Below are 24,668 nucleotides of genomic sequence, written 5' to 3' on the forward strand. Positions count from 1 at the left end.
CCACCAGGTCGGTTCCGACGATGGTATGGACCATCAATTCAACGTCGGGCGACATTACTCGCAATCGCAGCTCGATCTCGTGCTGGCGGCAAAACGCTCGTCGAGCGATGACTGGCGAAACGCGCCGGACAGGAGCGTGACGTGGCCACACCAGCTACAGCATCTGCTACCATGCCTCTACGCCCGACGCACAAGAGGCGGACTCGCGCGCCGACCATATGGGATTCAAGACGGTCCACGGTGCCACGAACGTCATGGCGACCGTGCTGCCATGAACGTGCTATTCGCCAGAATCAGGGAAATCGCCACCGCTCTGGTACCGGCATGGGCTCGCCAAACAGTCCTACCCTGTCTTTGGCCCGTGTACCGCTTTTGAACATCTGGGCCATATCTGTGAGCATGGCACGATTGCTCGCGACATAGTCATGCCCCATAAAATTGGTCCTGAGTACGGATGCATCGACAAAATCGACACCATCGATCTTGCCGACGATAGCGTCCGGATGTCCAAGTCGCAGACGCGTCATTCTCAGGCGAGTGTGATAAGCAACCGACGCCTTCAGTGCCCTGTCATGCCTCGACGAATAGATCGTAACGGGCATTTTTAATTCACTGAACCTTGGAGCAATCTCTTTTCTGAATACGTCCGGATCAATATCGGGGGCGGCCAGAACAACCTGAGTGAACTTCGTGCTCAAGTCGCTGCGATTGGCAAACAGCGATTTCAGCGCGTTGGTCGTGACCAAATTACCCATGCTGTGCGCTATCACGAAGATTTGTTTTGCGTCGGAGCGCTCGGCAAAATCACGGAAGAATGCCTCAAGATGGGTAATGGACGCGTTCGCGTTTTTCAGGTCTCGTCCGTAGCCTGTAATTTTCGCAGTCGACGGCCAGCTGTACATCACTGGAACGACTGGCAAATTGAGGTCAACTGCAATCTGGCCGGTCCGCCGCGCCGCGTCGTCAAACGAGTTGTTATATCCGTGGATATAAATAAAGGCCGCTTTCGCCGGCGTGCTGAAAGTGGCCCCGGAGACATTCGAGAAGAACTGCGCCGCCGTCATCGCCCGCAACGGATGCAGGAGCACGTACTTCCGCTCTTTATTGCTGGTGGATTCGTCATACCATGGCATGAGCGGAACCGTGCCCAATACCCTCTTGGTTGGCAAGCTCACCACGACCGAGCCGTATGACAGTGACGCTGCAGGATCGGCGGGCTTCGCACTGAACGTTCTGCCGGAGCGGGTGCGATCGGTGGCGTAATATACCTGGGTCAGTAGCACACCATCGGCTGGCAGAATGAATGATTTTACTTGCGCTGGTGCCGGCGCCGCTATCGTTTGGACCGGGTTTGTTTCCCGGACTTCTGCAACCGGTGCAGCCGCCGGCACAGGCTCTGGGGGAGGTTCCATTACCGGCGCCGGTGCTGCCACGGGTCGGTCAGGATATTCAGCGGGTGATGTCGCGCATCCGGCAATCAGCATTGCCGCAAATGCCTGCAACATCAGACTACGAAACATCCTCGATCCGTACCCGTTTTCCAACGGACGATTCGTGACCATATCTTCCTCTCGAAGTGGAAAGCAGTGATCTTTCAGGGAAAAGGTAATCCGGCGCGCTGTGTAAATATACCAATATTTACACAGTCGTAAATACAATAGTTAGTTGCGTCGTACAGATGAGACACGAATCACCGGGTGAGCAGCAAGCCTGCGCAGCGGCGTCAGCGTGCGGCGTCGCGGCCTGCTCCCCGGCCGCGTCCCAGCACGCGCAGCGTGTCGTCGACCACCGGCACAATCCCTAGCACGCACAGGAACGCGGCCAGCGGAATCGTCGACAGGTAGCCCAGGTGCTTGAAGCCCAGCGCACCGGCCACGCCGCCGATGCAGAATGCGGCCAGCAGCGCCACCATCAGGGCCAGGCGGCCCAGGTTGGCCGAGACCTTCGGCTGGCGCAGGCCGCCATCGCGGTTCCAGTACGCCAGCTTGCCCAGCTCGATGCCGATATCGGTGACGATGCCGGTCATGTGGGTGGTGCGGATTTCGGCGTGCGAGACCTTGGTGATGACGGCGTTCTGCAAGCCCATCATGAAACACAGCAACATCACGGTCAGCGGGATGAACAGCGCATCGATGTCATTGAGCCGTGCGCCCAGGATGCCGAACACCAGCAGCAGGATCGCCTCGAGCACCAACGGCAGCGCGAAGCCGCTGTGCAGGCCCTGGCGCCGCACGAGATTGACGAGAATCGCGGTGCTGGCCGCGCCCAGCATGAAGCTGAACAAGGCGCCCAGCGCCGAGAGCACCAGATCGGTCTGGCCGAGCACCAGATGGTCGGCCGCACCCGAGACGATGCCGGTCATGTGCGACGTGTACTCGCGCACTGCCAGAAAGCCGCCTGCATTGATGGCGCCTGCAACAAAGGCCAGCGCCACGCCCAGGTGGCGGTTGGCGCCCGGCGTGCGGGCGTGTCCAGTCAGGCTGCGCGCGTAATTGATCGGCACGGAAAATCGACTTTCGGCGTGGACATTACAGGTGGGTATTGACGTCAGATGTTACCGCAAATCACTTTAGGTGTATGCGCCGTGGCGGCGATTCCTGGCGCTATAATGAAAAATTAGCCAAAAGCACACACTGGTATCGCCGTGAACCCCCATCTCGACAAACTCCATTCCTACCCGTTCGAAAAACTGCGCCAGTTGTTTGCCGGCGTCACACCGAACCCGGACTACACGCCCATCAGTCTTGGCATCGGCGAGCCGAAGCATCCGACGCCCGCGTTCATCGAGAAAGCGCTGATGCATGCGGTATCGGGCCTGGCCAGTTATCCGAGCACGATCGGCAGTGAGCCCTTGCGTACGGCGATTGCCGGCTGGCTCGAGCGACGCTACGGCTTGCCGGCGCTCGACGCGGCCACGATGGTGCTGCCGGTGAACGGCTCACGTGAGGCGCTGTTTGCCATCGCGCAGTGCACGATCGACGCGTCCAGGCCCGATCCGCTGGTGGTGTGCCCGAACCCGTTCTACCAGATCTACGAGGGCGCGGCCTACCTGGCCGGCGCGGCGCCGTGGTTTGTTAACTCGGAACCGGGCCGCAATTTTGCGCCCGACTACGCGAGCGTGCCAGACGATGTCTGGCCGCGCGTGCAGCTGATGTATGTCTGCTCGCCCGGCAACCCGACCGGCGCCACGCTCACGCTGGACGACTGGCGCGACCTGTTCGCGCTGTCGGACCGCTGGGGCTTTTTGATTGCGGCCGACGAATGCTATTCCGAGATCTATACGGGCAGCACGCCCCCGCTGGGCGCGCTGGAAGCCGCGCACCAGCTGGGCCGCAGCAGCGGCGAGCAGCCCTACCGCAACCTGATCGTGTTCTCGAGCCTGTCGAAGCGCTCGAACGTGCCGGGTATGCGCTCGGGCTTCGTGGCGGGCGATCCGGTGGCGATGAAGCGCTTCCTGCTGTACCGCACCTACTGCGGCGGCGCGATGTCGCCACCAGTGCAGGCGGCGTCGATCGCGGCCTGGAACGACGAGCAGCACGTGCAGGATAACCGCACGCTGTACAAAGAAAAATTCCATCTGATTACGCCGCTGCTCAAGCAGGTGATGGACGTCGAACTGCCTGACGCCGGCTTTTATCTGTGGGCCGACGTGCGCCGTACCGGGCTGTCGGATGTCGACTTCGCACGGCGCCTGTACGCCGACTATAATGTCACGGTCCTTCCGGGCAGCTACCTGGCGCGCGATGCGCACGGGCAGAACCCGGGCCAGGACCGCATCCGCATGGCCCTGGTGGCCAGCGTCGACGAAGGACTGGAAGCGGCCAACCGCATCGTCCAGTTCTGCCAGGGCCTCGCCTGACGCCTCTGCACCCTTGAAATCATTCCAACCAAGAACAGCACCATGACCCAACAACTCCAGAACATCATCGACACCGCCTGGGAACAGCGCGCCGACATCAGCCCGAACAGCGCCAGCGCCGAACTGCGTGATGCAGTTGCCCACGTGCTCGCGGGCCTCGACGACGGCAGCCTGCGCGTCGCGCAGAAGGACACCGGCACCTGGGTCGTGAACCAGTGGCTCAAAAAGGCCGTGCTGCTGTCGTTCCGCCTCGAGAACAACGTGCCGGTCGTCTCGGGCGACATCCAGTTCTACGACAAGGTCCCGACCAAGTTCGCCGACTACACGCCTGAAGACTTCGCACGCGGCGGTTTCCGTGTGGTGCCACCGGCAGTCGCACGTCGCGGCAGCTTCATCGGCAAGAACGTCGTCCTGATGCCGTCGTACGTCAACATCGGCGCCTACGTCGACGAAGGCACGATGGTCGATACCTGGGCCACGGTCGGTTCGTGCGCGCAGATCGGCAAGAACGTCCACCTGTCGGGCGGCGTCGGTATCGGCGGCGTGCTCGAGCCAATGCAGGCCAACCCGACCATTATCGAAGACAACTGCTTCATCGGCGCGCGTTCCGAGATCGTCGAAGGCGTCATCGTCGAAGAAAACTCGGTGATCTCGATGGGCGTGTACATCGGCCAGTCGACCAAGATCTATGACCGCGCCACCGGCGAAGTGTCGTACGGCCGCGTGCCATCGGGTTCGGTTGTCGTCTCGGGCAGCCTGCCGTCCGCCGATGGCAAGTACAGCCTGTACTGCGCCGTGATCGTCAAGCGCGTCGATGCACAGACGCGCTCGAAGACGGCCATCAACGACCTGCTGCGCGGCGACTGATTGCGCAGGTAGCAGGACCAGCCGGTCGAACGGGTGACATGACTACCTGTTCGACCGGCTTTTGTAATTTCCCCGATTGACGGAGACGATGCGATGGCCATGGACCGCCTGTTTCAGCTGATGAAAGAGAAGAACGCGTCCGACATGTTCTTCGCCGTGAACTCCCCGGTGCACATCAAGATCAACGGTGCGCTCATCCCCATCAACCAGCATCGCCTCGAACCCGAGAACATCCTGTCGCTGCTGTCCGAAATCGCGACACCAGAACAGATCGACGAACTCCAGCGCGACAATGAATTGAACATGGGCGTGTCGGTCGCGAATGTGGGCCGGTTCCGCCTGTCGGCGTTTCGCCAGCGCGGCTCGATCTCGGCCGTGTTCCGCTTCATCCCGGCGACCATCCCGCCGCTGGCCGAGCTGGGCCTGCCACCCGTGCTGGCCGAGCTGATCATGGAAAAGCGCGGCCTGATGCTGGTCGTGGGCGCTACCGGCTCGGGCAAGTCGACCACCATCGCATCGATGCTCGACCATCGCAACGACCTGCGCACCGGGCATATCCTGACGCTGGAAGACCCGATCGAATACCTCTTCAAGAACAAGAAATCGATCGTCAACCAGCGCGAGATCGGCAGTGACACGCATGACTTCGGCATCGCGCTGAAGAACTCGATGCGCCAGGCGCCCGACTGCATCCTCATCGGCGAAATCCGCGACCGCGAAACGATGCAGGCCGCGCTGGCCTATGCGCAGTCCGGCCACCTGGTGCTGGCCACGCTGCACGCCAACAACAGCTACAACGCGCTCAACCGGATCATCAGCTTCTACCCGCTGGAAAATCGCAACGCGCTGCTGCAAGACCTGGCATCGAGCATCAAGGCCATCGTCTCGCAGCGGCTCGTCAAGGCCGCTGCCGGCGGTGCGCGCCGCGCCGCGGTCGAAGTCATGCTGAACACCCGCTACATCGCCGACCTGATCGAACAGGGCGAAATCAGCCAGATCAAGGAAGCGATGGACAAGAGCCTGTCGGCCGGCTCGCAATCGTTCGAAGGCGCCCTGTTCCACCTGATCAAGGAAGGCCACGTGACGCAGGACGAAGGCCTGGCCAACGCCGACTCGGCCACCAACCTGCTCTGGCTGCTCAACAACGGGCCCGATAGCCAGATCCAGCAGCAGCTGGACGACAAGGCCAGCGAGCCCAAGGGCGGCGCGTCGTTTACCGAGTTCACGCTCAATTCGTAAGAACGAACCGTCAAAAACTCCCAAATGCCATGCCTGGTTTTACCAAATCAGCATTAGACTTGCTCTCAATTGAAATACTTACTACCTCTGTTGTTGAACGCGCGCATGGTGCCCTCCAATACATCAACAACTCGGGTGTTAATTTTTGGATTTTCGATGGCACCGGAAATGTAAGTTATTTTTGAATCATTTCTCCTATCAAATATCGACCATATAATTTGTTCGGCATCGCATACAACAGCCAAATTAGGATTATGCGTTACCATGATTATCTGACGCGTTTTTTTAGCCTCTGTGAGAACAGGAACCAAAAGGTTAACCACTGTTTCGTTATCAAGATTTTCTTCAGGCTGATCCAAAATTATTGGTAACGAATCCTTATCCACCAGAAGGTAGAATATTAAAAGTAAAGCACCTCGCTGACCTGGTGATAGCTGCTCAATTTGCGTCTGCTGGAAAACCAATGAATACCTCGGCTCTAAATAAGCAAGCCCAAATATCAAGTCATAGACTTCATGAGCAAGTCGATCTTTTCTAAGCAGACTCCTGATTCCGGTTCCCTTTCCTGCATGGGCGGCCCTTTGTAATTTTTCATCAAGCGACTTGACAAAACTGCGCGCCCCGGTAACATCATCAAAATCACTATCTTCCATCAGCTTTCTCACGAGGGCAATACTTTCATCCTCACCTCTAAACTCCCCAGAGCTCTGCTTTATTAAGCTGAAGAGCGGAGAAGCGAGGAGCTCTACTGAGCCTCCAAGTATTGCCTGAAATTCCAATTTGTATTCGTCACGTATCAACTTATTTGACCTAATCAATTCTTGCACCGGGCGGAATAGGTTTTTTCTAGCTTCACGTTGTTGAGCAAGAGCTCCATATATTTCACTAGAGATATCAACGCGCTTACTTTTCTTCGTGAGTAATTTTGCAGGCAACTCTTCAAGCTGCCTGAGACGCTCATTAACGCCCTCTAAGGTATCTGGAGACTCAGCATTGCCTTGAAGAACGGACAACTGAAACTTCCATTCATTCATTGCTTGCATATAATTTTGATAGGCCTGCTGTGGCGCCCCAAGTTGATCACGCACTCGCCCCTTTGTAAGAACTAGCTCAGAATTTACATGGAAACGGTCGCTAGAACTACGCTCCAGCTCAACCTGCTCGAATGAAATTTTTTCTGCCAAATCAAACAGGGGAGTTTTATCAAATTTTATTGAAACTATACTCTCAATATTTATTTCCACCGACTCCATTTCAATCATAGTTTCCTCAACAAACTGACGGAAATTGTTTTCGAGTATTTCTACACGCTCTTGAATATTACTCAGCGCTTTTTTCTTTCGAGCCAAAGTCCCACTTTTTAAAATCCCGAGACTGTTTAGGTTTTCATTTTCTTTCAATCTGAAATCAATTGCATTAAGCTCAGCCATCAATTCTGATTGCCTTAAAGAAACTACCTCGCTTGGCTTCGAAACTTCTATTGGCCTCAATTTCTCGTGTTCCAATATTTGACGTTCTTTAAATTTCTTCTGCTCCAATAACCAATCTTTTACTTCAGATTGCAGTTCGTCCTCCAGATTAACAATCTCCTGATTGATTTGCCGAAGATTCTTCCTTCCCTCTTCCAGTTTTTGCCTAAATCCCTTTTCTTGCTGAATAACCAATTGATCAAAGTCTAAAGCTCCCAATCTTACGGAGTCATCTGCGTGCGCAAATATAACTGCACGCAATTCTTTTTCGAAAGCATCGGATGTTCCAGAGATGTGACCGTTACAAAGATCTTCGAAGTGACCCTGAGGGATATAGCGGATAAGTTCAACTTTATCTTCCGGAGAATTTTCGTTAAGATTTCTAGGGTTTGCGCTACCATCCAGCCAAGTTAGTGTGGCATCAAAATGTTTTGCTGGATCTCCTGACCTTCCTCGAAAACGGTCTCTTTTCAAAAATGAAAAATGATTGCTTTGCTTCGAGTTTCCCGTGAGCGCAATGACATCGGCAAGAGCACTTTTCCCGCTTCCTTTATTTCCAATAATTGCTACTAAATCTGGGTTTAATGGCAACTTTACGCCGTCCAGCCAAGCTCCGACGGGCGCACTGGTATTTTTCACAATTTCTATTGTGTCGATAAATGATGTTTTTCCTCGCTGAACTGCTGCTACTTTAGGCGGAACTTCCCCAATGAAAGAACGCTTTGCAGGTTCCATTATCGCTTGGAGTAGGCCTTGGAACGTTGGATCAGCTTTTATCCAAGTTGCTTTATTTGAAGGAAAGTCGCCATACCCACGCTTGTCGTCGTCTCCTTGCGTTCCGCTAAACCGATGCGCATCACTACCTGCAACAACCAATCGGGGAATATTATCTAGCCCATTTTGAAAATTCTTTATATACCCTTTATTTTTTTCGGTCACTTCGCCGATGAAGCAATCTCGCAACGCAGAATCTCTAGATTCAAAAATAGGCGAAGATTTAAATAATCCAATGAAATATGCATAGTTATCCTTCCATTTTACGTCACTCAATCCGTCACTAGTGTCAAAAGGCATAAATCCAATTGCTTGATTATCAGGAACGCAGCGAATTGCTTTTTTATAACTATCGACATTTATCTCTGCCAACATTGAGCCTGCATGTAGTGCAATAATTTCATCCGAATCGACTTCCCCCTTCTTTAGTCCATGTTTTTCTAAAAGGTCACTACCAACTCTTCGAGCAAGACAAATTAGACAATCATTGGAGAGCGGACGATCTTCGATTTCAACTTTAAGTCCAGCTTGAAAATCTAATAGTACTTGGTCAGACACGAGGTCAGAAAAGACAACATGTGCATTTAGGCGCCCAACCATTGGCGCCATTAACCGAAGTTCAATCCCAGGGAACACAGTTTTTAATAATTTTGGCGCATCAGGATCTTTAAGCCTTCTCTTTAAAGCAAACCAACCTTCAAAAGTCCAATAATCCATAATTGCAAATACCGTTGGCTTTGCCGCATTGAGCGCATTGATCATTGCATCAACTAAGCGACGGTTTTTCTCAGAACCAATTTCTGAGTCAAATCGCTCCCCAGTCCAGTGAAACGACGCGGGAGTATGAATGTGTAAGTCCCACTGCCTCCATTCTGCGCCTCGCTCATACTTCGATCCCGCGTGAGTCATTGCATTGCCTCCAAGTGATTAATATTTATGAAGTGATTCTCTATGAAAGTCAAAAGACTAGCAATACTCTTAGTAATTTTTTTAAGCTCTCAAGTATGCTATCCTCATATTTCACGCAGATTCTAGCTGCGTGTAGTATCTTCGACCATAACCCAAAGGGTTTAATTGATTGATTTCGCTATGAAAATACAGATCTACGGCATCCCCAATTGCGACACCGTGAAAAAAGCCCGCACCTGGCTGCAGGATCACGGCATCGACTTCACGTTCCACGACTTAAAGAAGCAGGGGCTCACGCCTGAACTGGTGAAGGCCTGGCTGCAAGACCTCGACTGGACCACTCTGGTCAACCGCAAGGGCACCACCTGGCGCAACCTGCCGGACGAACGCAAGGCGGCCATCGTCGATGCAGACAGCGCCATGGCGCTGATGCTCGAGAACCCGTCGGTCATCAAGCGCCCGGTCTTGCAAGGCGCCGGACCAGTGACGGTCGGTTTTTCACCGGCTGCATTTGAAGAAAAATTCGGGGCAGCAGCATGAGGCCATCACGCACCCTGCTGCTCACTGAAGAGCTGATCGCACTCGACTCGATCACGCCCCAGGACAAGGGTTGCCAGCAGCGCCTGATCGAGCTGCTGGCGCCGCTGGGCTTCGTGTGCGAAACGATCGTCTCGAACGGCGTGACCAATCTGTGGGCCCGCAAGGGCGAGAATGCGCCGCTGTTCGTGTTTGCCGGCCATACCGACGTGGTCCCGGCCGGTCCGCTGCACCAGTGGACCTCCGAGCCGTTCATGCCGACGCAGCGCGACGGCAAGCTGTTCGGGCGCGGCGCCTCCGACATGAAGACGTCGATCGCGGCGATGGTCGTCGCGTGCGAAGAGTTCATTGCCGCCTATCCTGACCATCGCGGCTCGATCGCCTTGTTGATCACGAGCGACGAAGAAGGCCCGGCGGTCGACGGCACCGCCATCGTCTGCGACCTGCTCGAAGAACGGGGCGTCGCGCCCGACTATTGCCTGGTGGGCGAGCCGACTTCGAACCATGTGCTGGGCGACACGATCAAGAATGGCCGTCGCGGTTCGCTCTCGGGCCACCTGACCGTCAACGGCGTCCAGGGCCACATCGCCTACCCGCAACTGGCGCGCAACCCGATCCACCAGGCCGCGCCGGCACTGGCCGAACTGACGCAAGAGGTCTGGGACGAAGGCAACGAGTACTACGCGCCCACCAGCTGGCAAGTCTCGAACATCGCCGCCGGCACCGGCGCCAACAACGTGATCCCGGGCAGCGTGAGCCTGGAGTTTAACTTCCGCTTCTCGACTGCCAGCACGGCCGAAGGCCTGCAGGCGCGCGTGCATGCGATCCTCGACCGCCATGGCCTGGACTACGATCTGGACTGGACCTTGTCTGGCCTGCCCTTCCTGACCGAGAAAGGCACGCTGTCGGACGCCGTCTGCACCGCGATCAGCGACGAACTGGGCGTGCATACCGAATTATCGACCTCGGGCGGGACCTCGGATGGCCGCTTCATCGCCCGCATCTGCCCTCAGGTGATAGAATTCGGCCCACCGAACGCCAGCATTCACAAAATCGACGAGCACATCGAACTGCGCTACATCGATCCCCTGAAGAATATCTATCGCCGTACGCTCCAGCGCCTGCTGGCCGCTTGAAGCCTTACAACCCATCATCCAGGCCATGACCACCACCTCATTCTCCACGCCGCGCGACCTGCTGCGCTATGCGATCACCCGTTTCAACGGTGCCAAGCTGTTCTTCGGCCACGGCAGCGTCGAAGCGTTCGACGAAGCCGCCTACCTGATCCTGCACACCCTGAAGCTGCCGCTCGACCGCCTGGAGCCGTTCCTCGACGCCAAGCTGCTGGACGACGAAGTACTGCAGGTGCTGGCCGTGATCGAACGCCGCGTGACCGAGCGCGTGCCGGCCGCCTACATCACCAAAGAGGCATGGCTGGGCGAATACCGCTTCTATGTCGACGAACGCGTGCTGGTGCCGCGCTCGTTCATCGCCGAGCTGATTCCGCAGCAGTTCAGCCCATGGCTGGTGGACCCGGATGGCGTGGAAAACGTGCTCGAACTGTGCACCGGCAGCGGTTGCCTGGCGATCATGATGGCCGATACGTTTGCCAACGCGGTAGTCGATGCGATCGACATCTCGAAGGATGCGCTGGCCGTGGCCGAAACGAATATCCGCGAATACAAACTCGAAGGGCGCGTGAACCCGATCGAATCGGACCTGTACGAGAACGTGCCGTTCAAGAAGTACGACCTGATCATCACCAACCCGCCGTACGTGAACGCAGAATCGATGCGCACGCTGCCGCAGGAATACATGGTCGAGCCGCAGATCGCGCTGGCCGGCGGCGAAGACGGCATGGACCTGGTGCGCAAGATCATCGCCGGCGCCGCCGAGCGCCTGACGCCGGAAGGCATCCTGGTGGTCGAAATCGGCAACGAGCGTGAATACGCCGAAGCCGCGTTTGGCCACCTGGGCCTGACCTGGCTGACCACCAGCATCGGCGACGACGCCGTGTTCCTGCTGACGGCCGAACAGCTGCAAAACGCCCCATAACACCCCTGCCGCCATTGATCGTAGGGTGGTCGGCTACGCCGACCACGCGGTGATCGATAACAGCAAGATCATCCGGCACGAAACCGGAACCAGTAACCATCACAGCAAGACCATCCGGCCCCAGACCGGCACCTCTAACTATCACCGCGTGGGCGGCACAGCCGCCCACCCTACACGAAGCGACACCATGATCCGTATCCAGAACGTCAGCCTGATGCGCGGCACCAAGCCGCTGCTCGTCGATGCCGACCTGACCCTCAACCCGGGCGACAAGATCGGCCTGATCGGCGCCAACGGCGCCGGCAAATCGAGCCTGTTCGGCATGCTCCGTAACGAGCTGCACCCGGACCAGGGCCAGATCGACTTCCCGGCCAAATGGCGCATGGCATACGTGGCGCAAGAGACGCCAGCGCTGGACCGCGCGGCGCTCGATTACGCGATCGACGGCGACGTCGGCCTGCGCAAGCTCCAGGCCGAGCTGGAAGAACTGGAATCGCACCCGGACGTCGACGCCCACGGCATGCGCCTGGGCGAGCTGCACGGCATGCTGGCCGATGCCGATGGCTACACGGTGCAGTCGCGCGGCGAACAGCTGCTGCTGGGCCTGGGCTTTTCGCTGGCGCAGATGAACCAGCCGGTGGCGAGCTTCTCGGGCGGCTGGCGCATGCGCCTGAACCTGGCGCAGGCGCTGATGTGCCCGTCCGACCTCTTGCTGCTCGATGAACCGACCAACCACCTGGATCTGGATGCGATCATCTGGCTCGAAGACTGGCTCAAGCGCTACACGGGCACCCTGATCATCATTTCCCACGATCGCGACTTCCTCGACGAAGTCGTCAACGTGATCGTGCACATCGACGAGCGCAAGCTGAAGCGCTACACGGCCAACTACTCGGGCTTCGAGCGCCAGCGCGCCGCCCAGATGATCCTGGCCGCCGGCGCACTCGAGAAGCAACAGCGCCAGCGCGCCCACCTCGAGTCGTTCGTCAACCGCTTCAAGGCGCAGGCCTCCAAGGCACGCCAGGCCCAGAGCCGCATGAAGGCCCTGGCCAAGATGGAAGAGCTGGCGCCGCTGCGCGCCGCGGCCGAGTTCTCGTTCGACTTCCGCGAGCCGCTGTCGGCCCCGAATCCGCTGCTGGTGCTCGACAAAGTCGATGCCGGCTACTTCCTGCTCGACGAGCACGGCGACAAGGTCGGCAAGAAAACCATCGTCAACCACATTGACTTTTCGCTGACCATCGGCCAGCGCATTGGCCTGTTGGGTGTGAACGGCGCCGGTAAATCGACGCTGATCAAGACCATCGCCGGCGAGCTGATGCCGCTGACCGGCGAAGCGACCATTGGTAAAGGCCTGTCGATCGGCTACTTCGCCCAGCACCAGGTCGAGATGCTGCGCCACGATGAATCGCCGCTGTGGCACCTGGCCAAGATCGCGCCGACGGTGCGCGAGCAGGAACTGCGCAACTTCCTGGGCAGCTTCAACTTCCCGGGCGATATGGTGACCAGCTCGATCAAGCCGTTCTCGGGCGGCGAGAAGGCGCGCCTGGCGCTGGCCCTGATCGTCTGGCAGCGCCCTAACCTGCTGCTGCTCGATGAACCGACCAACCACCTGGACCTGGAAACACGCGAGGCGCTGACGATGGCGCTGGCGCAGTTCGAAGGCACGCTGATCGTCGTGTCCCATGATCGCCACCTGCTGCGCGCGACGACCGATGAATTCATCATCGTCGCCGACGGTCGTCTGCAACCATTTGACGGCGACCTGGACGACTACAAGGACTGGCTGTTCAAGACCAAGCTGGGCAAAGGCACCGACATCCTGCCGCTGGCCAAGGCCGCTGCGCCCGTCGCGCCGGTGCCGAGCGCCACGCCGGCCGAGCGCAAGGAACAAAAGCGCCTGGGCGCCGAAGAACGCCAGCGCAACGCCGCGCAGCGCAAACCGATCGAGAACAAGGTCAAGCGTCTGGACGAGCAGATGGCCAAGCTGCAGGCCAAGAAGGCCACGATCGATGCCGCCCTGCTCGACCCGACGATCTACGATGCGCAGAACAAGGATCGCCTCAAGACGCTGGTGGCCGACCAGGCATTCGTGGCGCGCGATCTGGAAACGTTCGAGATGGAGTGGCTGGAATTGCAGGAACAGCTGGAAGCGCTGGCGTAAGCTGGCAGTACCACGCCGTCAGGCGGCCCGGAGCGGCCGCCGCGGCGACAACGACATCAGGCCATCGATGTCGATCAACACGACGCACCGGCCGTCGATGCGGGCAATGCCGATCAGGTAACTGGCGCCTGCTTCGCCCGGGACGGTTTGCACGGCCTCCGGGCGCACGTGCACGATGCCCGTCACTCCTTCCACCACCATTCCCACCAGGCCGCTCGACAGGCGCAGGATGATCACGTCGGTGTCCGGGTGCACCACACCGCCGTGCGCATCCACTACTTGGGTAGCAGTGGTACGCATGTCGATCACTGGCAGGATCACGCCATGCGACAGCGCCACGCCGCCGATGATGTCGCCGTCTTCGGCGAAGCGTTCGAGGGACTTGAGCAGTTTGAGTTCTTGCACGCGCGCGCAATCGAGTCCGTACTCCTGCCCGTCGAGCATGAAGCTGAGGTAATCCCGGGGTGCGCCAGACCGTGGCGCGCGCGATGTGGTGTGCATGGTGGATCCTTCGTCAGTCCGACCACCATCGTATGCCTGCCTCCCGGCCTGATGTTGACTACCATCAATTCAGACTGGCCGCTCCCCGGGCGTGGGGGATCACCCCATGGAGGTCGCGGATGCGGAATCCCAGGCCCAGGCGCCCTCGCGGCCGGCATGCAGCAATTCGGTGCCGATGGCGTCGCGCAGGCGCAGCCGGATGTCGCGCGGCCCCTGGTCCCAGATGCAGCCAAGGTCCGGTTCGTACGGCAACGCGCGTACCTGCACCTCGCCGGCGATGGCCTCGAGCGCGATCTGCGCCGCGCCGACGCGGTCGTAGCGCTGCGCTTCCAGGCGACCCAGCACCGCCATCCCCGACTGTCGTTCGGCGTCGAGCTTTTTTGCTTCGTCCGACAGGCGGCCAAGCTCCTTGAGCGCCGGCCCCGCGGCATCCGTCATGCGCTGGAATTGCGGTACCTGCTCGGGCTTGAGCACCAGGTCGCCGCTACGGATGCGCGGCGCGATCTTCAGGTAGGTGCTCAGGTGCGGCTGGGCCGTCAGCGTCTCGATCGATGCGCGGTGGCGCGCCGCGAGCTGGCCGAACTGGCCGATGCGCTCGCGCACCTGGGCCATCGCATCGTCGATGCGCGCGCAATCGGGCCGCAGCAGATACACCAGCATCTCGCCCTGCTTCCACGGCGCGGCGTGGCCGATCCTGACGCGCCGGCCGGCAATCGCGCTACCTTCGGCGTGCGTGACCTCGACGTCGTCGCCCATGATTTCGCAATTGATCGCGGTGTCGACCCGGATGCGGGCACCGGAAATCACGCAGTTCTCGGCCCGTCCCAGCACCACGTCGCCCCGGGCCGCCTGAATTGTCGCGCTGGAGGCCACGCCCAGCACGCGCACGCCGCCGTTCATGTTGCGCGCGCTGCCGCCAACCAGATTGCGCTCCAGGCGGATGGCGCCGCCGCGCGAGAGCACGTGGCCATACACGTTCGCATGCACGGTGATGCTGTCGCCTTCGATGGTGCGCTGCTCCTGGACTTCGCCGAATTCTTCGTAGTCGCCGCTCAGGTTCAGGTTGCCGGTGGTCCTGGCGCTGACGCCATCGCGGCTGACGATCTTGTCGGAGATGGCGATGCGGCTGCTGTCCGGGTCGACATTTAAAAAGCCGTCGCGGCGCGCGATCAAAAATTCACCGGCGGAGACGATGTCGATGCCGGTGCCTTCTCCGGCGTACGCGGCCAGGTCGAGGTCCGCCCCGATCTGGGCCAGAAGGGGGATGCCGGTCAGCTCAAAACCCGGGGTGCCCGCCGTGCGTGGCACCTTGCGCAGCAGGCGCGTCCCCATGCGCACTTGCGGGAAGCGGTTCTGGAAGCTCATGAGGTCGAGCTTGCCATTGGCCAGCTGGAGCGGCGCATTGCTGCGGTGCAGTTCGCTCGTGACTTCTTCGACGCGCGCGGCGTCGCCATCGACGGGCGCCAGGCGGCGCGCCACCACGCAGCGGCCAGCCGCGCCCTTGCCGATGGCCTCGGCGATGGCGGTGACATCGGCGCCGAAGCGGATCCCCTTGATCCACAGGTCGGCGACGAATTCGTCGGCATCGAGCGCGGCTGGCCGCTCGCCTCCGTCGGGATCGGGCTCGAGCACCGGTTCGAAGTAGTACTCCGCCTGGCCGTCCGTGATTTTCGCTGACCGGTACAGCGCCTGGCGGGCCGGCGTGAACGGCAAGATGTGATTGGCGATGCACACCTGTACCCGGCCCGCAGCATCGCGTGGCAACGCCGGGCCATGGTCATACAGGGCTTTGATCAATATCGGGTAATCGAGCCCCGCCAGATAGTGACCGGCGCGCAGCAAGTTGTCGAGCGCCGCCGCGAGTGTCGTGCCGAGCGCTTCCGGGTTGGCATACACGCCGTCTTCGCGCTGGACGATGCAATGCTCGGGTCGGTCAGAGGCAAAGTGTGCTGCAGAAGACAAGGCGACATCGGACACGTTTGCGCTCCAGGGGACGAGTACTGTTGACGACGAACCTTACCAACAGTAAGGCGTCCGCCAACATAGCATGTTGCGCTAATTAAATAAACATATAGCAATATTATTTGCGAAAAAGAAAATGGACACAGTTGCGCCCGGGAATGTCAACCTACGCCAGCGTCGTGCGTTGAGAGCCATCAAACGCCAGACGCAACAACGGCGCCTCTGGCGCCGTTGTCTTTACTGAAGCGGCCGCAGTTCAGCGGCGGCGCGAATTTGGATACAGATCCGCACCTTCCTTGATCTGGCGGCGCAGGTCGCGCCGCTCGTCCGGCGACAGGCGTCCGCGCGGCCGCTCTTCGCGCGCCGTGTCCTGCTGGACCTCGGCATTGCGGCGGCCCTGCTCGCGCACTTCAAATGCGCGTGCGTCGCGCTGGGCCTGCATCTCGTAACGCTCGCGCGCCTGGACGTCATCGCTGCGGCGGTTGCGGTCCTGGTCCTGGGCCAATGCACCGGCGCCAGTTGCTGCAAGCGCGCAGGCGAAAACACCAAGGCGCACAAGCCGGGCGAACCGGCCGCGAGCGGTGCCGGGTGCTGCTGGATTGTCGTTGAGCGCGTGGTTCATGGTGTTCCTCTTCCGTGATGCCTGATAAACGGATAAGCTGTGTTGATCACTTGACGCCAGTGTAGGTTGATAGCGGAGGCGGGGTAAGAGTAATTGGGTAAAGTTTGTAACACATTGTAATGGCTGAGCTGAGTCGTGCCTGCGGCGCAGCCATAAGAAGTTACCATAGCGACATTCATCTGACAATTCTGGACAGTTCCATGACTTCATCGACTTCGAACATTAACGTGGGTACCGGCACGCAGGGCGGCCACTCCGCCAAGATCATGGTCGTGGATGACGACGTGCGCCTGCGCGATCTGCTGCGCCGCTATCTGACCGAACAGGGTTTTCAGGTCGTGACCGCCGAAAGCGCGCCGGCCATGAACAAGCTCTGGCTGCGTGAACGCTATGACCTGCTCGTGCTCGACCTGATGCTGCCCGGCGAAGACGGCCTGTCGATCTGCCGCCGCCTGCGCGGCGCGGGCGACCAGACTCCGATCATCATGCTGACCGCCAAGGGCGAAGACGTCGACCGCATCGTCGGCCTCGAAATGGGCGCCGACGACTACCTGCCCAAGCCGTTCAACCCGCGCGAACTGGTGGCCCGCATCGGCGCGGTGCTGCGCCGCAAAGGCCCCGACGAAATCCCGGGCGCGCCATCGGAAACCCCGCAAACCTTCGAGTTCGGCGACTTCATCCTCGACCTGGGCACGCGCACGCTGAAGAAAAACGGCGAGACCGTGCCGTTGACCACCGGCGAATTCTCGGTGCTCAAGGTGTTTGCGCGCCATGCACGCCAGCCGCTGTCGCGCGAAAAGCTGATGGAACTGGCCCGCGGCCGCGAATACGAAGTGTTCGACCGCTCGCTCGACGTCCAGATCTCGCGCCTGCGCAAGCTGATCGAACCCGATCCGTCGAGCCCGCTGTACATCCAGACCGTCTGGGGCCTGGGCTATGTGTTCATCCCTGAGGGTCAGCCGCGCTAGTGAAGCCTCCTGCATTTACGTCGCTCGCGGCGGCGCATCGCGCCGTGCGCTTTGCCTGGTTCAAGAGCGGCCTGTTCTGGCGCACGTTCTTCCTGATGTCGGTGCTCACTGCCGTCTCGATGGGCGCCTGGATCGGCATGATCAACGTCTACCAGCGCGGCCCGCAAGTGCAGCAAACGGCCGAAACGGTCGTGTCCGTCGTCACCATCACCAAGGCCGCGCTGACGCACTCGGCGCCCGACCTGCGGCTCGAACTGCTGCTCGAACTGGCCTCGAACGAAGGCATCCGCATCTTCACGCTCGAAGACACGGACATCATCGATCCGCCGCCGCACAATCCCCTGATGCCCGAAATCGCCGCCATCGTGCGCGAGCGACTCGGCGCCGACACCCGCTTTTCCAGCGGCGTGAACGGCGTGCCCGGCTTCTATATCAGCTTCAATATCGAAGACGACAAATATTGGTTGATGCTCGAGCGCGAACGCCTCGCGGGCCTGACGCGCGTGCAGTGGCTCGGCTGGGCGGTGGTGGTCGGCCTGCTGTCGGTGCTGGGCGCGGCACTGATCTCGAGCCTCGTCAACCGGCCGCTGGCGCGCCTGACGTCCGCCGCGCGCGCCATCGCCAAGGGCGAGCGCCCGGCGCGGCTGCCCGAAAAAGGGTCGCAAGAAATCATCGAAGCCAATCGCAGCTTCAACCAGATGGTCGAAGACCTGGCCCAGGTCGAGAAGGACCGCGCGGTGATCCTGGCCGGCATTTCGCACGATTTGCGCACGCCGCTCGCGCGCATGGGCCTCGAGGTCGAAATGGCCAACCTGTCGCAGGAAGCGCGCGACGGCATGCAGTCGGACATCGCGCAGATGGACGCCATCATCGGCCAGTTCCTCGACTACGCCAAGCCGACCGAAGCAGCAACGTTCGTGCCGGTGGATCTGTCCGAGCTACTGGCGGACATCGGCCACCACGCGGGCCGCATCCCGAGCCTGCGCATCAGGACCGACCTGGTGCCGGACGTGCACGTGCAGGGCAACGCCACCGACCTGCGGCGCGTGATCAACAACATCATCGAGAATGCGCGCCGTTACGGCGTCACGCCGGGACAGGACTACACCGAGATCGACATCGTGCTGCGCGTGAAAGCAACGGGCCACGGGCGGCGCGCCGTGATCGAGATCGGCGACCATGGCGTCGGCGTGCCGGCGGACCAGATCGCGCAACTGATGAAGCCATTCACGCGGCTGGACAGCGCGCGCGGCCAGGCCAACGGCGCCGGGCTGGGCCTGGCCATCGTCGAACGGGTGCTCACGCGCCACAATGCGGGGCTCGAAGTGAGCAACCGCGACGGTGGCGGGTTCCTGCTGCAGGTGGCGTTGCCGCTGGCGGCCTGATAGTTCAGGGGGTCAAGCCCCGATCAGGCTCGCGAAGCGGGCCAGATCGATATTCCCGCCGCTGACCAGCACGCCGATCCGCTTGCCCCGCAAGCTGTCCTTCATCTTGCGCGCGGCCGCAAAGCCCAGACAGCCCGTCGGCTCCACGACGATCTTCATGCGCTCGGCAAAGAACCGCATGCATGCCACCAGTTCATCGTCGCTGACGGTCAGGATGTCGTCGACGTCGCGCTGGATGATCGGGAATGTCAGCTGCCCCAGGTGCTGCGTCTGCGCGCCATCGGCGATCGTGCGCGGCGTGTCGATGTGCACGATCTGCCCGGTACGGAACGACTGCTGGCCATCGTTGCCGGCTTCGGGCTCGACGCCGTACAGCAGGCACCCCGGCGACAAGGCGCGCGTGGCCAGTGCCGAGCCTGACAGCAGTCCGCCACCGCCCAGGCACACGAAGAACGCGTCGAGCGGGCCGACCTCGTCGAACAGTTCCTTGGCCGCGGTGCCCTGCCCTGCAATCACGTCCGCGTGGTCGTATGGCGGGATCAGCGTCAGGCCGTCGCGCGCGGCCAGCGCGCGGCCGATCTGCTCGCGGTCTTCGGTATAGCGATCGTAGGTGACGACGGTGGCGCCATAGCCGCGCGTGGCGGCCACCTTCGCGGCCGGCGCGTCCTCGGGCATGATGATCGTGGCCGGGATCTCCAGCAGCCGCGCCGACAGCGCGATCGCCTGCGCGTGATTACCGGACGAGAACGCCACGACGCCGGCGCGCCGCTGCTCCGGGCTGAACCTGGCCAGCGCGTTGTAGCCGCCCCGGAACTTGAAGGCGCCCATGCGCTGCATGTTTTCGCACTTGAAGAATACCTCGGCGCCGAACTCCTCGTTGACGGTGCGCGAGGTCAGCACCGGCGTGCGGTGCGCGGCGCCTGCAATGCGTTCGGCGGCCTGGACGACATCGTCATACGTGGGAAGCTGGAGCATGGTCATGCGGGTGGTCCTTTCAGGGGCATGGGTAAGGAAGGCGATGGCGCAGTCTATCGGCCACCCGGACGAACGTCAAACGCGTCGGCAAGGTGGCTGAACAATCGTATGCAGACGTTGCCAATTAGATAGTTTTACGATGTAATTGTTGGTACAGTAACCGATCGTCCCAGGAGACGCCACGTTGCACACACCGAGGAAGCATATGTATCCGTTGCGTTTTGCCGTCACCAGTTTGTTCGCTTTTCTGCTGTTGGGACAAGCGGCCCACGCCGCTCCCGTGATCACGAAACAAGCGCTGCAACAGGATATCGATCTCGTGCTCCGGACCGTGCGCGAGCAGCATCCGGACCTGGGGTTTTCGACGAGCGATGCGGCCGTGACCGCTGCGCTGGAAGCGATCAGGCGCGACCTGCCCCCGTCGATGACGCGCGACGAAGCGTGGCGCCAGCTGGCCCGCCTCAATCCGCTGCTGGCTGACGGGCATCTTGCGATCACGCTGACCGACTGGCGCGCCGATACCGCAGCACACCGCGCTGCCGGCGGCGCCCTGTTCCCGTTCGACGTGGCGTTCGATCCGCAGGGCCGGCTCGTCATCGATGCCGCACTGGGAGGTGCAGCGTCACCCCTGGCCGGCGCGCGCATTGTCGCCATTGACGGCATGCCGGTCGACACGCTCGTGACCACCCTGGCCTCTCGCGTCCACGGCGATACGCCCGCGATGCGCATGGCCCTGCTGGCGCAGCGCTGGTGGCTGTATCACTGGAAAACGCTCGGCCCGGCGCAGCAGTACCGGCTCGTGATCGAACGCGATGGCAAACGCAGCGAGCTTGCGATCCCCGGCAGCATGGACCAGCCGCGCATGCTGCAGGACGAGGTCGACATCGCGCGCCTGTACCGGCTCGACACCGTGCCCGGCTGTTCGGCGGTCCTGACCGTCAACGCGTTCGATAGCGCCCACCTGGCAGATTTCGTCGCTTTTACCCGGGCTGCGTTCACGCGCATGGGGCAGGAACACATCAGGCACCTCGTCATCGACATCCGCGCCAACACCGGCGGCGACGACGTCATGTGGCTCGACGGCTTGATGCCATATCTGGCAACAGCGCGATACCGCACCGGCTCGAGCGCGATCAAACGCGTGTTGCGCGCCAACCCCGAGCGCGGCGAACAGGTCGGCCAGATCATCCACACGCAGATCGCCACCTGGCGCGAGCCGCAACCCGACCAGCCCGCCCGCTTCAGCGGCAAGGTTGAGGTGGCGATCGGTCCGCTGACCTACTCGTCGAGCGTGCTGTTTGCCAATGTGATGCAGGACTTCGGCTTTGCCACCTTGGTCGGCACCGGCGGCGCGGCCCGGCGCAGCCAGTCGGGCGGCGTGTATGGTGTGCCGCTGCCGCAGTCAGGCCTGACGCTGTGGATACCGCGCTTCGTGCTCGATCCACCGGGCGGCGCGCCGAAGGGCGCCCTGCTCAGCGCGCAGGCGCCGTGGAATCCGCGCGCCGCAACTGCATGTCCGGCATTGTGACCGTACGCGTCTGCTCCGGCGAGACGGCCAGCAGCGCCTGCTCGATCTGGCGGTTGCGCAGGGCGCTGAAGACGATGAGGCTGCCCTCACCCAGCACCATCGCGGCGAATGCCGCCAGCGCTGCCCACGGACCACCGAACAACCAGGCTGCGGCAAGGACTGCTATACCAAGAAAATACAGATCCAGCACCAGATCGAAGGCCATGAACCAGGGGCTGTATTTGAGTCCCACGGTGGGGCTGGACAGATCGCGCCAGCCCAGTACCTTCTGCCAGTTACCCGGCTCACTCAGCGCAACGGCAAAGGTCGATCCTGCCGTGGGGGCGCGTTTGTGATCGAGCACGACGGCGAACTCGCATTTGCCGCCCGCTTCAAAACTGAATGTCCCCGACTGGACGTCGAATACCCGCTCGAAGCGGACTGTCTCAATGTACATGTGTGTTCTCCCATGTTTGGCCTGCTCACTGCACCGTAACGCAGGCGAGGTGCGCTGTCCAGTAGTCAGGGCGGTTCATGTATCTTTTCGTCAGCCGGGAATGCGGTTGACCAGCGCTTCGCCGCGCTCGAAGGCACTGATGCTGTCGATGGTCGTGCGCATGATCTGGCCGATCGCCTCGACCGTGAAGAACGCCTGGTGGCCGGTGACGATCACGTTCGGGAACGACACCAGGCGCTGGATCACGTCGTCGAGGATGATCGTCGACGACAGGTCCTGGAAGAACAGGCTCGCCTCCTGCTCGTAGACGTCGATTGCCAGCCCGCCCAGCTGGCCGGTCTTGAGCGCCTGGACCACGGCATCGGTATCGACCAGCCCGCCGCGACTGGTGTTGATCAGCACGCAGCCGCGCTTGACGCGCGCCAGCGCGGCCGCATCGACGATATGGTGCGTCGCATCCAGCAGCGGGCAATGGAGCGAAACGACATCGCTGCACGCCAGCAACTCGTCCACGCCCAGGTAGCGCCCGCCCAGCGCCTCGAATGCCGGCGTCGGATACAGATCGTGTCCCACGAGCGTGCAGCCAAAGCCGGCCATGATGCGGGCGAAGATCAGCCCGATCTTGCCGGTGCCGATCACACCGACCGTCTTGCCGTGCAAGTCGAACCCCATCAGCCCATCGAGGTCGAAGTTGCCTTCGCGTGTGCGCACGCTGGCGCGCGCGATCTTGCGGTTCACGGCCAGCAACAGGCCGACCGCAAACTCGGCAACCGAATTTGGCGAATAGTCGGTAATGCGCACGACCTCGATGCCGAGCCGGCGCGCAGCGGCGGCGTCGATATGGTTGTAGCCGGTCGAGCGCGTGGCCACGAGGCGCGTGCCCTGCCGCGCAAGGATCTCCAGAACGGCAGCATCGACCGTGTCGTTGACGAAGACGCAGACCGCCACGCACCCGGTCGCCTGGCTGGCCGTCTGGACACTGAGCCGCTCTTCGATGAACAAAAGCGCATGACCGACCCCGTCATTGGCCTGCGCCAGCATGGTCTTGTCATAGCGGCGTGCACTGAATACGGCTGTTTTCAAGCGTTTCTCCTGAGTGAATCATGGTCAAGTCGTTATACGCCCTTGCCCACCATAAGCACAGACAAACCGCCGATTGCTGGCAAATGAACGGCGCGCAGGCCTACAAATGAATGTGAACTGGCGCACAGAAACCAAATGATGCAAATAAGACAATAAACTTGTTGAATTTGAAACCGAACCGAGGAGTCGATCATGAAGCGTCATATCTGCCAACTGTGCCTGCTGGCCGCCACCATGATGGCTGCACCGGTTGCGTTTTCCGAGACCAGCATCGTCAAATGTATCGACGACGCCGGCCGTGTGACGCTCACCGATCGTGCTTGCGAGACGGGCGCCACCACCGTGCGAATGGCCGGCGAACCCGCCAACGATGGCGTGACGCGCGTTCCGGCCCACCCATTGGTTGCTGACGCCAGCGTCCTCCCCCCGCCGCGCGCGTCGCAGCGCATCCATATGCCGGTCACCCGTGTCGCGTCCAGGCCCCTGGCCAGCGACATCGCGACGCTCAAGGCAGCACGTGCGCAGTTCGTGCTGAGCGACGTGCGTTCGACGCCTGCGTTAGCCGGCCTCGACTGAACGCGCCCTGTCGTTTCATTGAAAACTGTCGATGCAATTTACACCCAATCATCAATCGGTTTGCCCAGCGTCAAAATAGGTAGCTAAATCAATAACCTATTAAAGATTAGAAGACTGGCATGCTAATTGCATAACTGACAAGTACATACTTACCGGAGGCTATCTTGTCAGCGCGCTCATTCAAACAACTCTTGGTCGGCATGTCGCTTCTTGCCGCCACCTCTGCCTTTGCCGCACCATTCACCTTTGACGTTGCGGGCGTCCGGAGCATCGGCACGATCGGTAGCGAGGGTAACGACGTGTATGAAATCAATGTCGGGGCCAACGCAACCATTACCAGCGTCAACTACAACTTCAACGTGACCGCCTTTGCCCCAAGCTATTTGTCTGAAATGGCGTTCGCGTTCACGAATTCCGGCCTGACGAAAGGCTTGCAACTGAACCCGGATATCGATCTTACGCAGTCCGGTACGGAGACCTTCGCGGGCATGCTGGATCTGGTTGCGGAGGGCGTGAGCTTTAGCGTGGATGCCGATGGCATTCTGCGCCTCGAGTTTTATGAAGATTTCAACGATACCGGGATTTCGCCGGATGGCGTCTGGAATTTTGGCACCATCACGTTCAATACGGACGCCATCGACGTCCCGCCTGGCAGTGAAGTACCGGAGCCGGCCAGTGGCTTGCTGATCGGCGCTGGCCTGGCGCTGATGGGCTATACAGCCCGCCGTCGTCGCAACGCCGTCACGACTGCAGCCTGATCGC

21 protein-coding genes are annotated in these 24,668 nt (G+C 60.5%); 12 read left to right on the top strand and 9 right to left on the bottom strand.

All coding sequences use genetic code 11. The features are described 5' to 3' along the window. Nucleotides 1-293: 293 nt before the first annotated feature. A complete protein-coding gene (locus tag NX775_RS03915) occupies nt 294-1,520 on the bottom strand; it encodes an alpha/beta hydrolase (protein ID WP_258834792.1) in 1,227 nt (408 codons plus the stop codon). 203 nt (nt 1,521-1,723) lie between these two features. Further along, complete coding sequence (locus NX775_RS03920; RefSeq protein ID WP_258834793.1) at nt 1,724-2,503, bottom strand: YoaK family protein; 780 nt, start codon at nt 2,501-2,503, stop codon at nt 1,724-1,726. A gap of 141 nt (nt 2,504-2,644) precedes the next feature. Between NX775_RS03920 and dapC the strand changes: the two genes are divergently transcribed. The 3 genes from dapC (at nt 2,645) to NX775_RS03935 (ending at nt 5,965) form a co-directional block, all read left to right on the top strand. Further along, nucleotides 2,645-3,859 carry a succinyldiaminopimelate transaminase gene (gene dapC / locus NX775_RS03925; protein WP_258834794.1) on the top strand — a complete coding sequence of 405 codons (1,215 nt, stop codon included), beginning with the start codon at nt 2,645-2,647 and terminating at the stop codon, nt 3,857-3,859. 42 nt (nt 3,860-3,901) lie between these two features. Beyond that, nucleotides 3,902-4,726 (top strand): 2,3,4,5-tetrahydropyridine-2,6-dicarboxylate N-succinyltransferase, encoded by an 825-nt coding sequence (dapD, locus tag NX775_RS03930; RefSeq protein WP_258834795.1) that lies wholly within the window; start codon nt 3,902-3,904, stop codon nt 4,724-4,726. A gap of 93 nt (nt 4,727-4,819) precedes the next feature. Further along, entirely contained in the window at nt 4,820-5,965 is a 1,146-nt protein-coding gene (locus NX775_RS03935; protein ID WP_258834796.1) for a PilT/PilU family type 4a pilus ATPase, read from the top strand. Nucleotides 5,966-6,030: 65 nt separating this feature from the next. Here NX775_RS03935 and NX775_RS03940 read toward each other — a convergent pair whose 3' ends face one another. Further along, nucleotides 6,031-9,117 carry a TrlF family AAA-like ATPase gene (locus NX775_RS03940; RefSeq protein ID WP_343829455.1) on the bottom strand — a complete coding sequence of 1,029 codons (3,087 nt, stop codon included), beginning with the start codon at nt 9,115-9,117 and terminating at the stop codon, nt 6,031-6,033. Nucleotides 9,118-9,297: 180 nt separating this feature from the next. Here NX775_RS03940 and NX775_RS03945 point away from each other — a divergent pair, with 180 nt between their 5' ends. From NX775_RS03945 to NX775_RS03960, 4 genes are all read left to right on the top strand, one after another. Further along, the gene (locus NX775_RS03945; protein ID WP_258834798.1) at nt 9,298-9,657 is read left to right on the top strand and encodes an ArsC family reductase; all 360 of its coding nucleotides are present in this window, start codon (nt 9,298-9,300) and stop codon (nt 9,655-9,657) included. Beyond that, nucleotides 9,654-10,790 (top strand): succinyl-diaminopimelate desuccinylase, encoded by a 1,137-nt coding sequence (dapE, locus tag NX775_RS03950; protein ID WP_258834799.1) that lies wholly within the window; start codon nt 9,654-9,656, stop codon nt 10,788-10,790. Before NX775_RS03945 ends, dapE begins: the two co-directional genes overlap by 4 nt. Before the next feature lie 25 nt (nt 10,791-10,815). Further along, complete coding sequence (prmB, locus tag NX775_RS03955) at nt 10,816-11,709, top strand: 50S ribosomal protein L3 N(5)-glutamine methyltransferase (RefSeq protein WP_258834800.1); 894 nt, start codon at nt 10,816-10,818, stop codon at nt 11,707-11,709. 187 nt (nt 11,710-11,896) lie between these two features. Further along, nucleotides 11,897-13,870 carry an ATP-binding cassette domain-containing protein gene (locus NX775_RS03960; protein ID WP_258834801.1) on the top strand — a complete coding sequence of 658 codons (1,974 nt, stop codon included), beginning with the start codon at nt 11,897-11,899 and terminating at the stop codon, nt 13,868-13,870. 18 nt (nt 13,871-13,888) lie between these two features. On the opposite strand, the gene NX775_RS03965 is transcribed toward NX775_RS03960, so the two are convergent. The 3 genes from NX775_RS03965 to NX775_RS03975 form a co-directional block, all read right to left on the bottom strand. Beyond that, nucleotides 13,889-14,371, bottom strand: a complete 483-nt coding sequence (locus NX775_RS03965; protein WP_183557956.1) for a chemotaxis protein CheW — start codon at nt 14,369-14,371, stop codon at nt 13,889-13,891. Between the two features lie 99 nt (nt 14,372-14,470). After that, complete coding sequence (locus NX775_RS03970; protein ID WP_258834802.1) at nt 14,471-16,348, bottom strand: flagellar assembly protein A; 1,878 nt, start codon at nt 16,346-16,348, stop codon at nt 14,471-14,473. 241 nt (nt 16,349-16,589) lie between these two features. After that, nucleotides 16,590-16,955 carry a hypothetical protein gene (locus tag NX775_RS03975; RefSeq protein WP_258834803.1) on the bottom strand — a complete coding sequence of 122 codons (366 nt, stop codon included), beginning with the start codon at nt 16,953-16,955 and terminating at the stop codon, nt 16,590-16,592. Nucleotides 16,956-17,155: 200 nt separating this feature from the next. Here NX775_RS03975 and ompR point away from each other — a divergent pair, with 200 nt between their 5' ends. Further along, entirely contained in the window at nt 17,156-17,923 is a 768-nt protein-coding gene (gene ompR, locus NX775_RS03980) for an osmolarity response regulator transcription factor OmpR (RefSeq protein WP_258834804.1), read from the top strand. Continuing rightward, nucleotides 17,923-19,308: a sensor histidine kinase family protein gene (locus NX775_RS03985; protein WP_441295283.1), complete on the top strand. Its 1,386-nt coding sequence runs from the start codon at nt 17,923-17,925 to the stop codon at nt 19,306-19,308. The genes ompR and NX775_RS03985 overlap by 1 nt, the downstream gene beginning before the upstream one ends. Before the next feature lie 12 nt (nt 19,309-19,320). On the opposite strand, the gene NX775_RS03990 is transcribed toward NX775_RS03985, so the two are convergent. Next, complete coding sequence (locus NX775_RS03990; protein WP_258834805.1) at nt 19,321-20,289, bottom strand: threo-3-hydroxy-L-aspartate ammonia-lyase; 969 nt, start codon at nt 20,287-20,289, stop codon at nt 19,321-19,323. A gap of 274 nt (nt 20,290-20,563) precedes the next feature. Between NX775_RS03990 and NX775_RS24135 the strand changes: the two genes are divergently transcribed. Further along, nucleotides 20,564-21,811 carry a S41 family peptidase gene (locus NX775_RS24135; protein ID WP_258834806.1) on the top strand — a complete coding sequence of 416 codons (1,248 nt, stop codon included), beginning with the start codon at nt 20,564-20,566 and terminating at the stop codon, nt 21,809-21,811. Here the strand turns inward: NX775_RS24135 and NX775_RS04000 are convergent. Together NX775_RS04000 and NX775_RS04005 are read right to left on the bottom strand one after the other, a co-directional pair. Next, the gene (locus NX775_RS04000) at nt 21,756-22,247 is read right to left on the bottom strand and encodes a hypothetical protein (protein ID WP_258834807.1); all 492 of its coding nucleotides are present in this window, start codon (nt 22,245-22,247) and stop codon (nt 21,756-21,758) included. The two genes, NX775_RS24135 and NX775_RS04000, sit on opposite strands and share 56 nt — an antisense overlap. Nucleotides 22,248-22,337: 90 nt before the next feature. Then, a complete protein-coding gene (locus NX775_RS04005) occupies nt 22,338-23,330 on the bottom strand; it encodes a 2-hydroxyacid dehydrogenase (RefSeq protein WP_258834808.1) in 993 nt (330 codons plus the stop codon). Between the two features lie 192 nt (nt 23,331-23,522). Here NX775_RS04005 and NX775_RS04010 point away from each other — a divergent pair, with 192 nt between their 5' ends. Together NX775_RS04010 and NX775_RS04015 are read left to right on the top strand one after the other, a co-directional pair. After that, the gene (locus NX775_RS04010) at nt 23,523-23,906 is read left to right on the top strand and encodes a DUF4124 domain-containing protein (protein WP_258834809.1); all 384 of its coding nucleotides are present in this window, start codon (nt 23,523-23,525) and stop codon (nt 23,904-23,906) included. A gap of 164 nt (nt 23,907-24,070) precedes the next feature. Next, complete coding sequence (locus NX775_RS04015) at nt 24,071-24,664, top strand: PEP-CTERM sorting domain-containing protein (RefSeq protein ID WP_258834810.1); 594 nt, start codon at nt 24,071-24,073, stop codon at nt 24,662-24,664. Nucleotides 24,665-24,668 lie beyond the last annotated feature (4 nt).

This window comes from Massilia aurea (assembly GCF_024753205.1).
GTDB classification, from domain to species: Bacteria; Pseudomonadota; Gammaproteobacteria; order Burkholderiales; family Burkholderiaceae_D; genus Telluria; species Telluria aurea.

Coding starts and splice junctions, on each gene's coding strand:
- NX775_RS04000 (WP_258834807.1), bottom strand. CDS start 22,247: ATGTACATTGAGACAGTCCGCTTCGAGCGGGTATTCGACGTCCAGTCG.
- dapE (WP_258834799.1), top strand. CDS start 9,654: ATGAGGCCATCACGCACCCTGCTGCTCACTGAAGAGCTGATCGCACTC.
- NX775_RS03960 (WP_258834801.1), top strand. CDS start 11,897: ATGATCCGTATCCAGAACGTCAGCCTGATGCGCGGCACCAAGCCGCTG.
- ompR (WP_258834804.1), top strand. CDS start 17,156: ATGACTTCATCGACTTCGAACATTAACGTGGGTACCGGCACGCAGGGC.
- NX775_RS03915 (WP_258834792.1), bottom strand. CDS start 1,520: ATGTTTCGTAGTCTGATGTTGCAGGCATTTGCGGCAATGCTGATTGCC.
- NX775_RS03940 (WP_343829455.1), bottom strand. CDS start 9,117: ATGACTCACGCGGGATCGAAGTATGAGCGAGGCGCAGAATGGAGGCAG.
- NX775_RS04010 (WP_258834809.1), top strand. CDS start 23,523: ATGAAGCGTCATATCTGCCAACTGTGCCTGCTGGCCGCCACCATGATG.
- dapD (WP_258834795.1), top strand. CDS start 3,902: ATGACCCAACAACTCCAGAACATCATCGACACCGCCTGGGAACAGCGC.
- NX775_RS03965 (WP_183557956.1), bottom strand. CDS start 14,371: ATGCACACCACATCGCGCGCGCCACGGTCTGGCGCACCCCGGGATTAC.
- NX775_RS03990 (WP_258834805.1), bottom strand. CDS start 20,289: ATGACCATGCTCCAGCTTCCCACGTATGACGATGTCGTCCAGGCCGCC.
- NX775_RS03975 (WP_258834803.1), bottom strand. CDS start 16,955: ATGAACCACGCGCTCAACGACAATCCAGCAGCACCCGGCACCGCTCGC.
- prmB (WP_258834800.1), top strand. CDS start 10,816: ATGACCACCACCTCATTCTCCACGCCGCGCGACCTGCTGCGCTATGCG.
- NX775_RS03945 (WP_258834798.1), top strand. CDS start 9,298: ATGAAAATACAGATCTACGGCATCCCCAATTGCGACACCGTGAAAAAA.
- NX775_RS03935 (WP_258834796.1), top strand. CDS start 4,820: ATGGCCATGGACCGCCTGTTTCAGCTGATGAAAGAGAAGAACGCGTCC.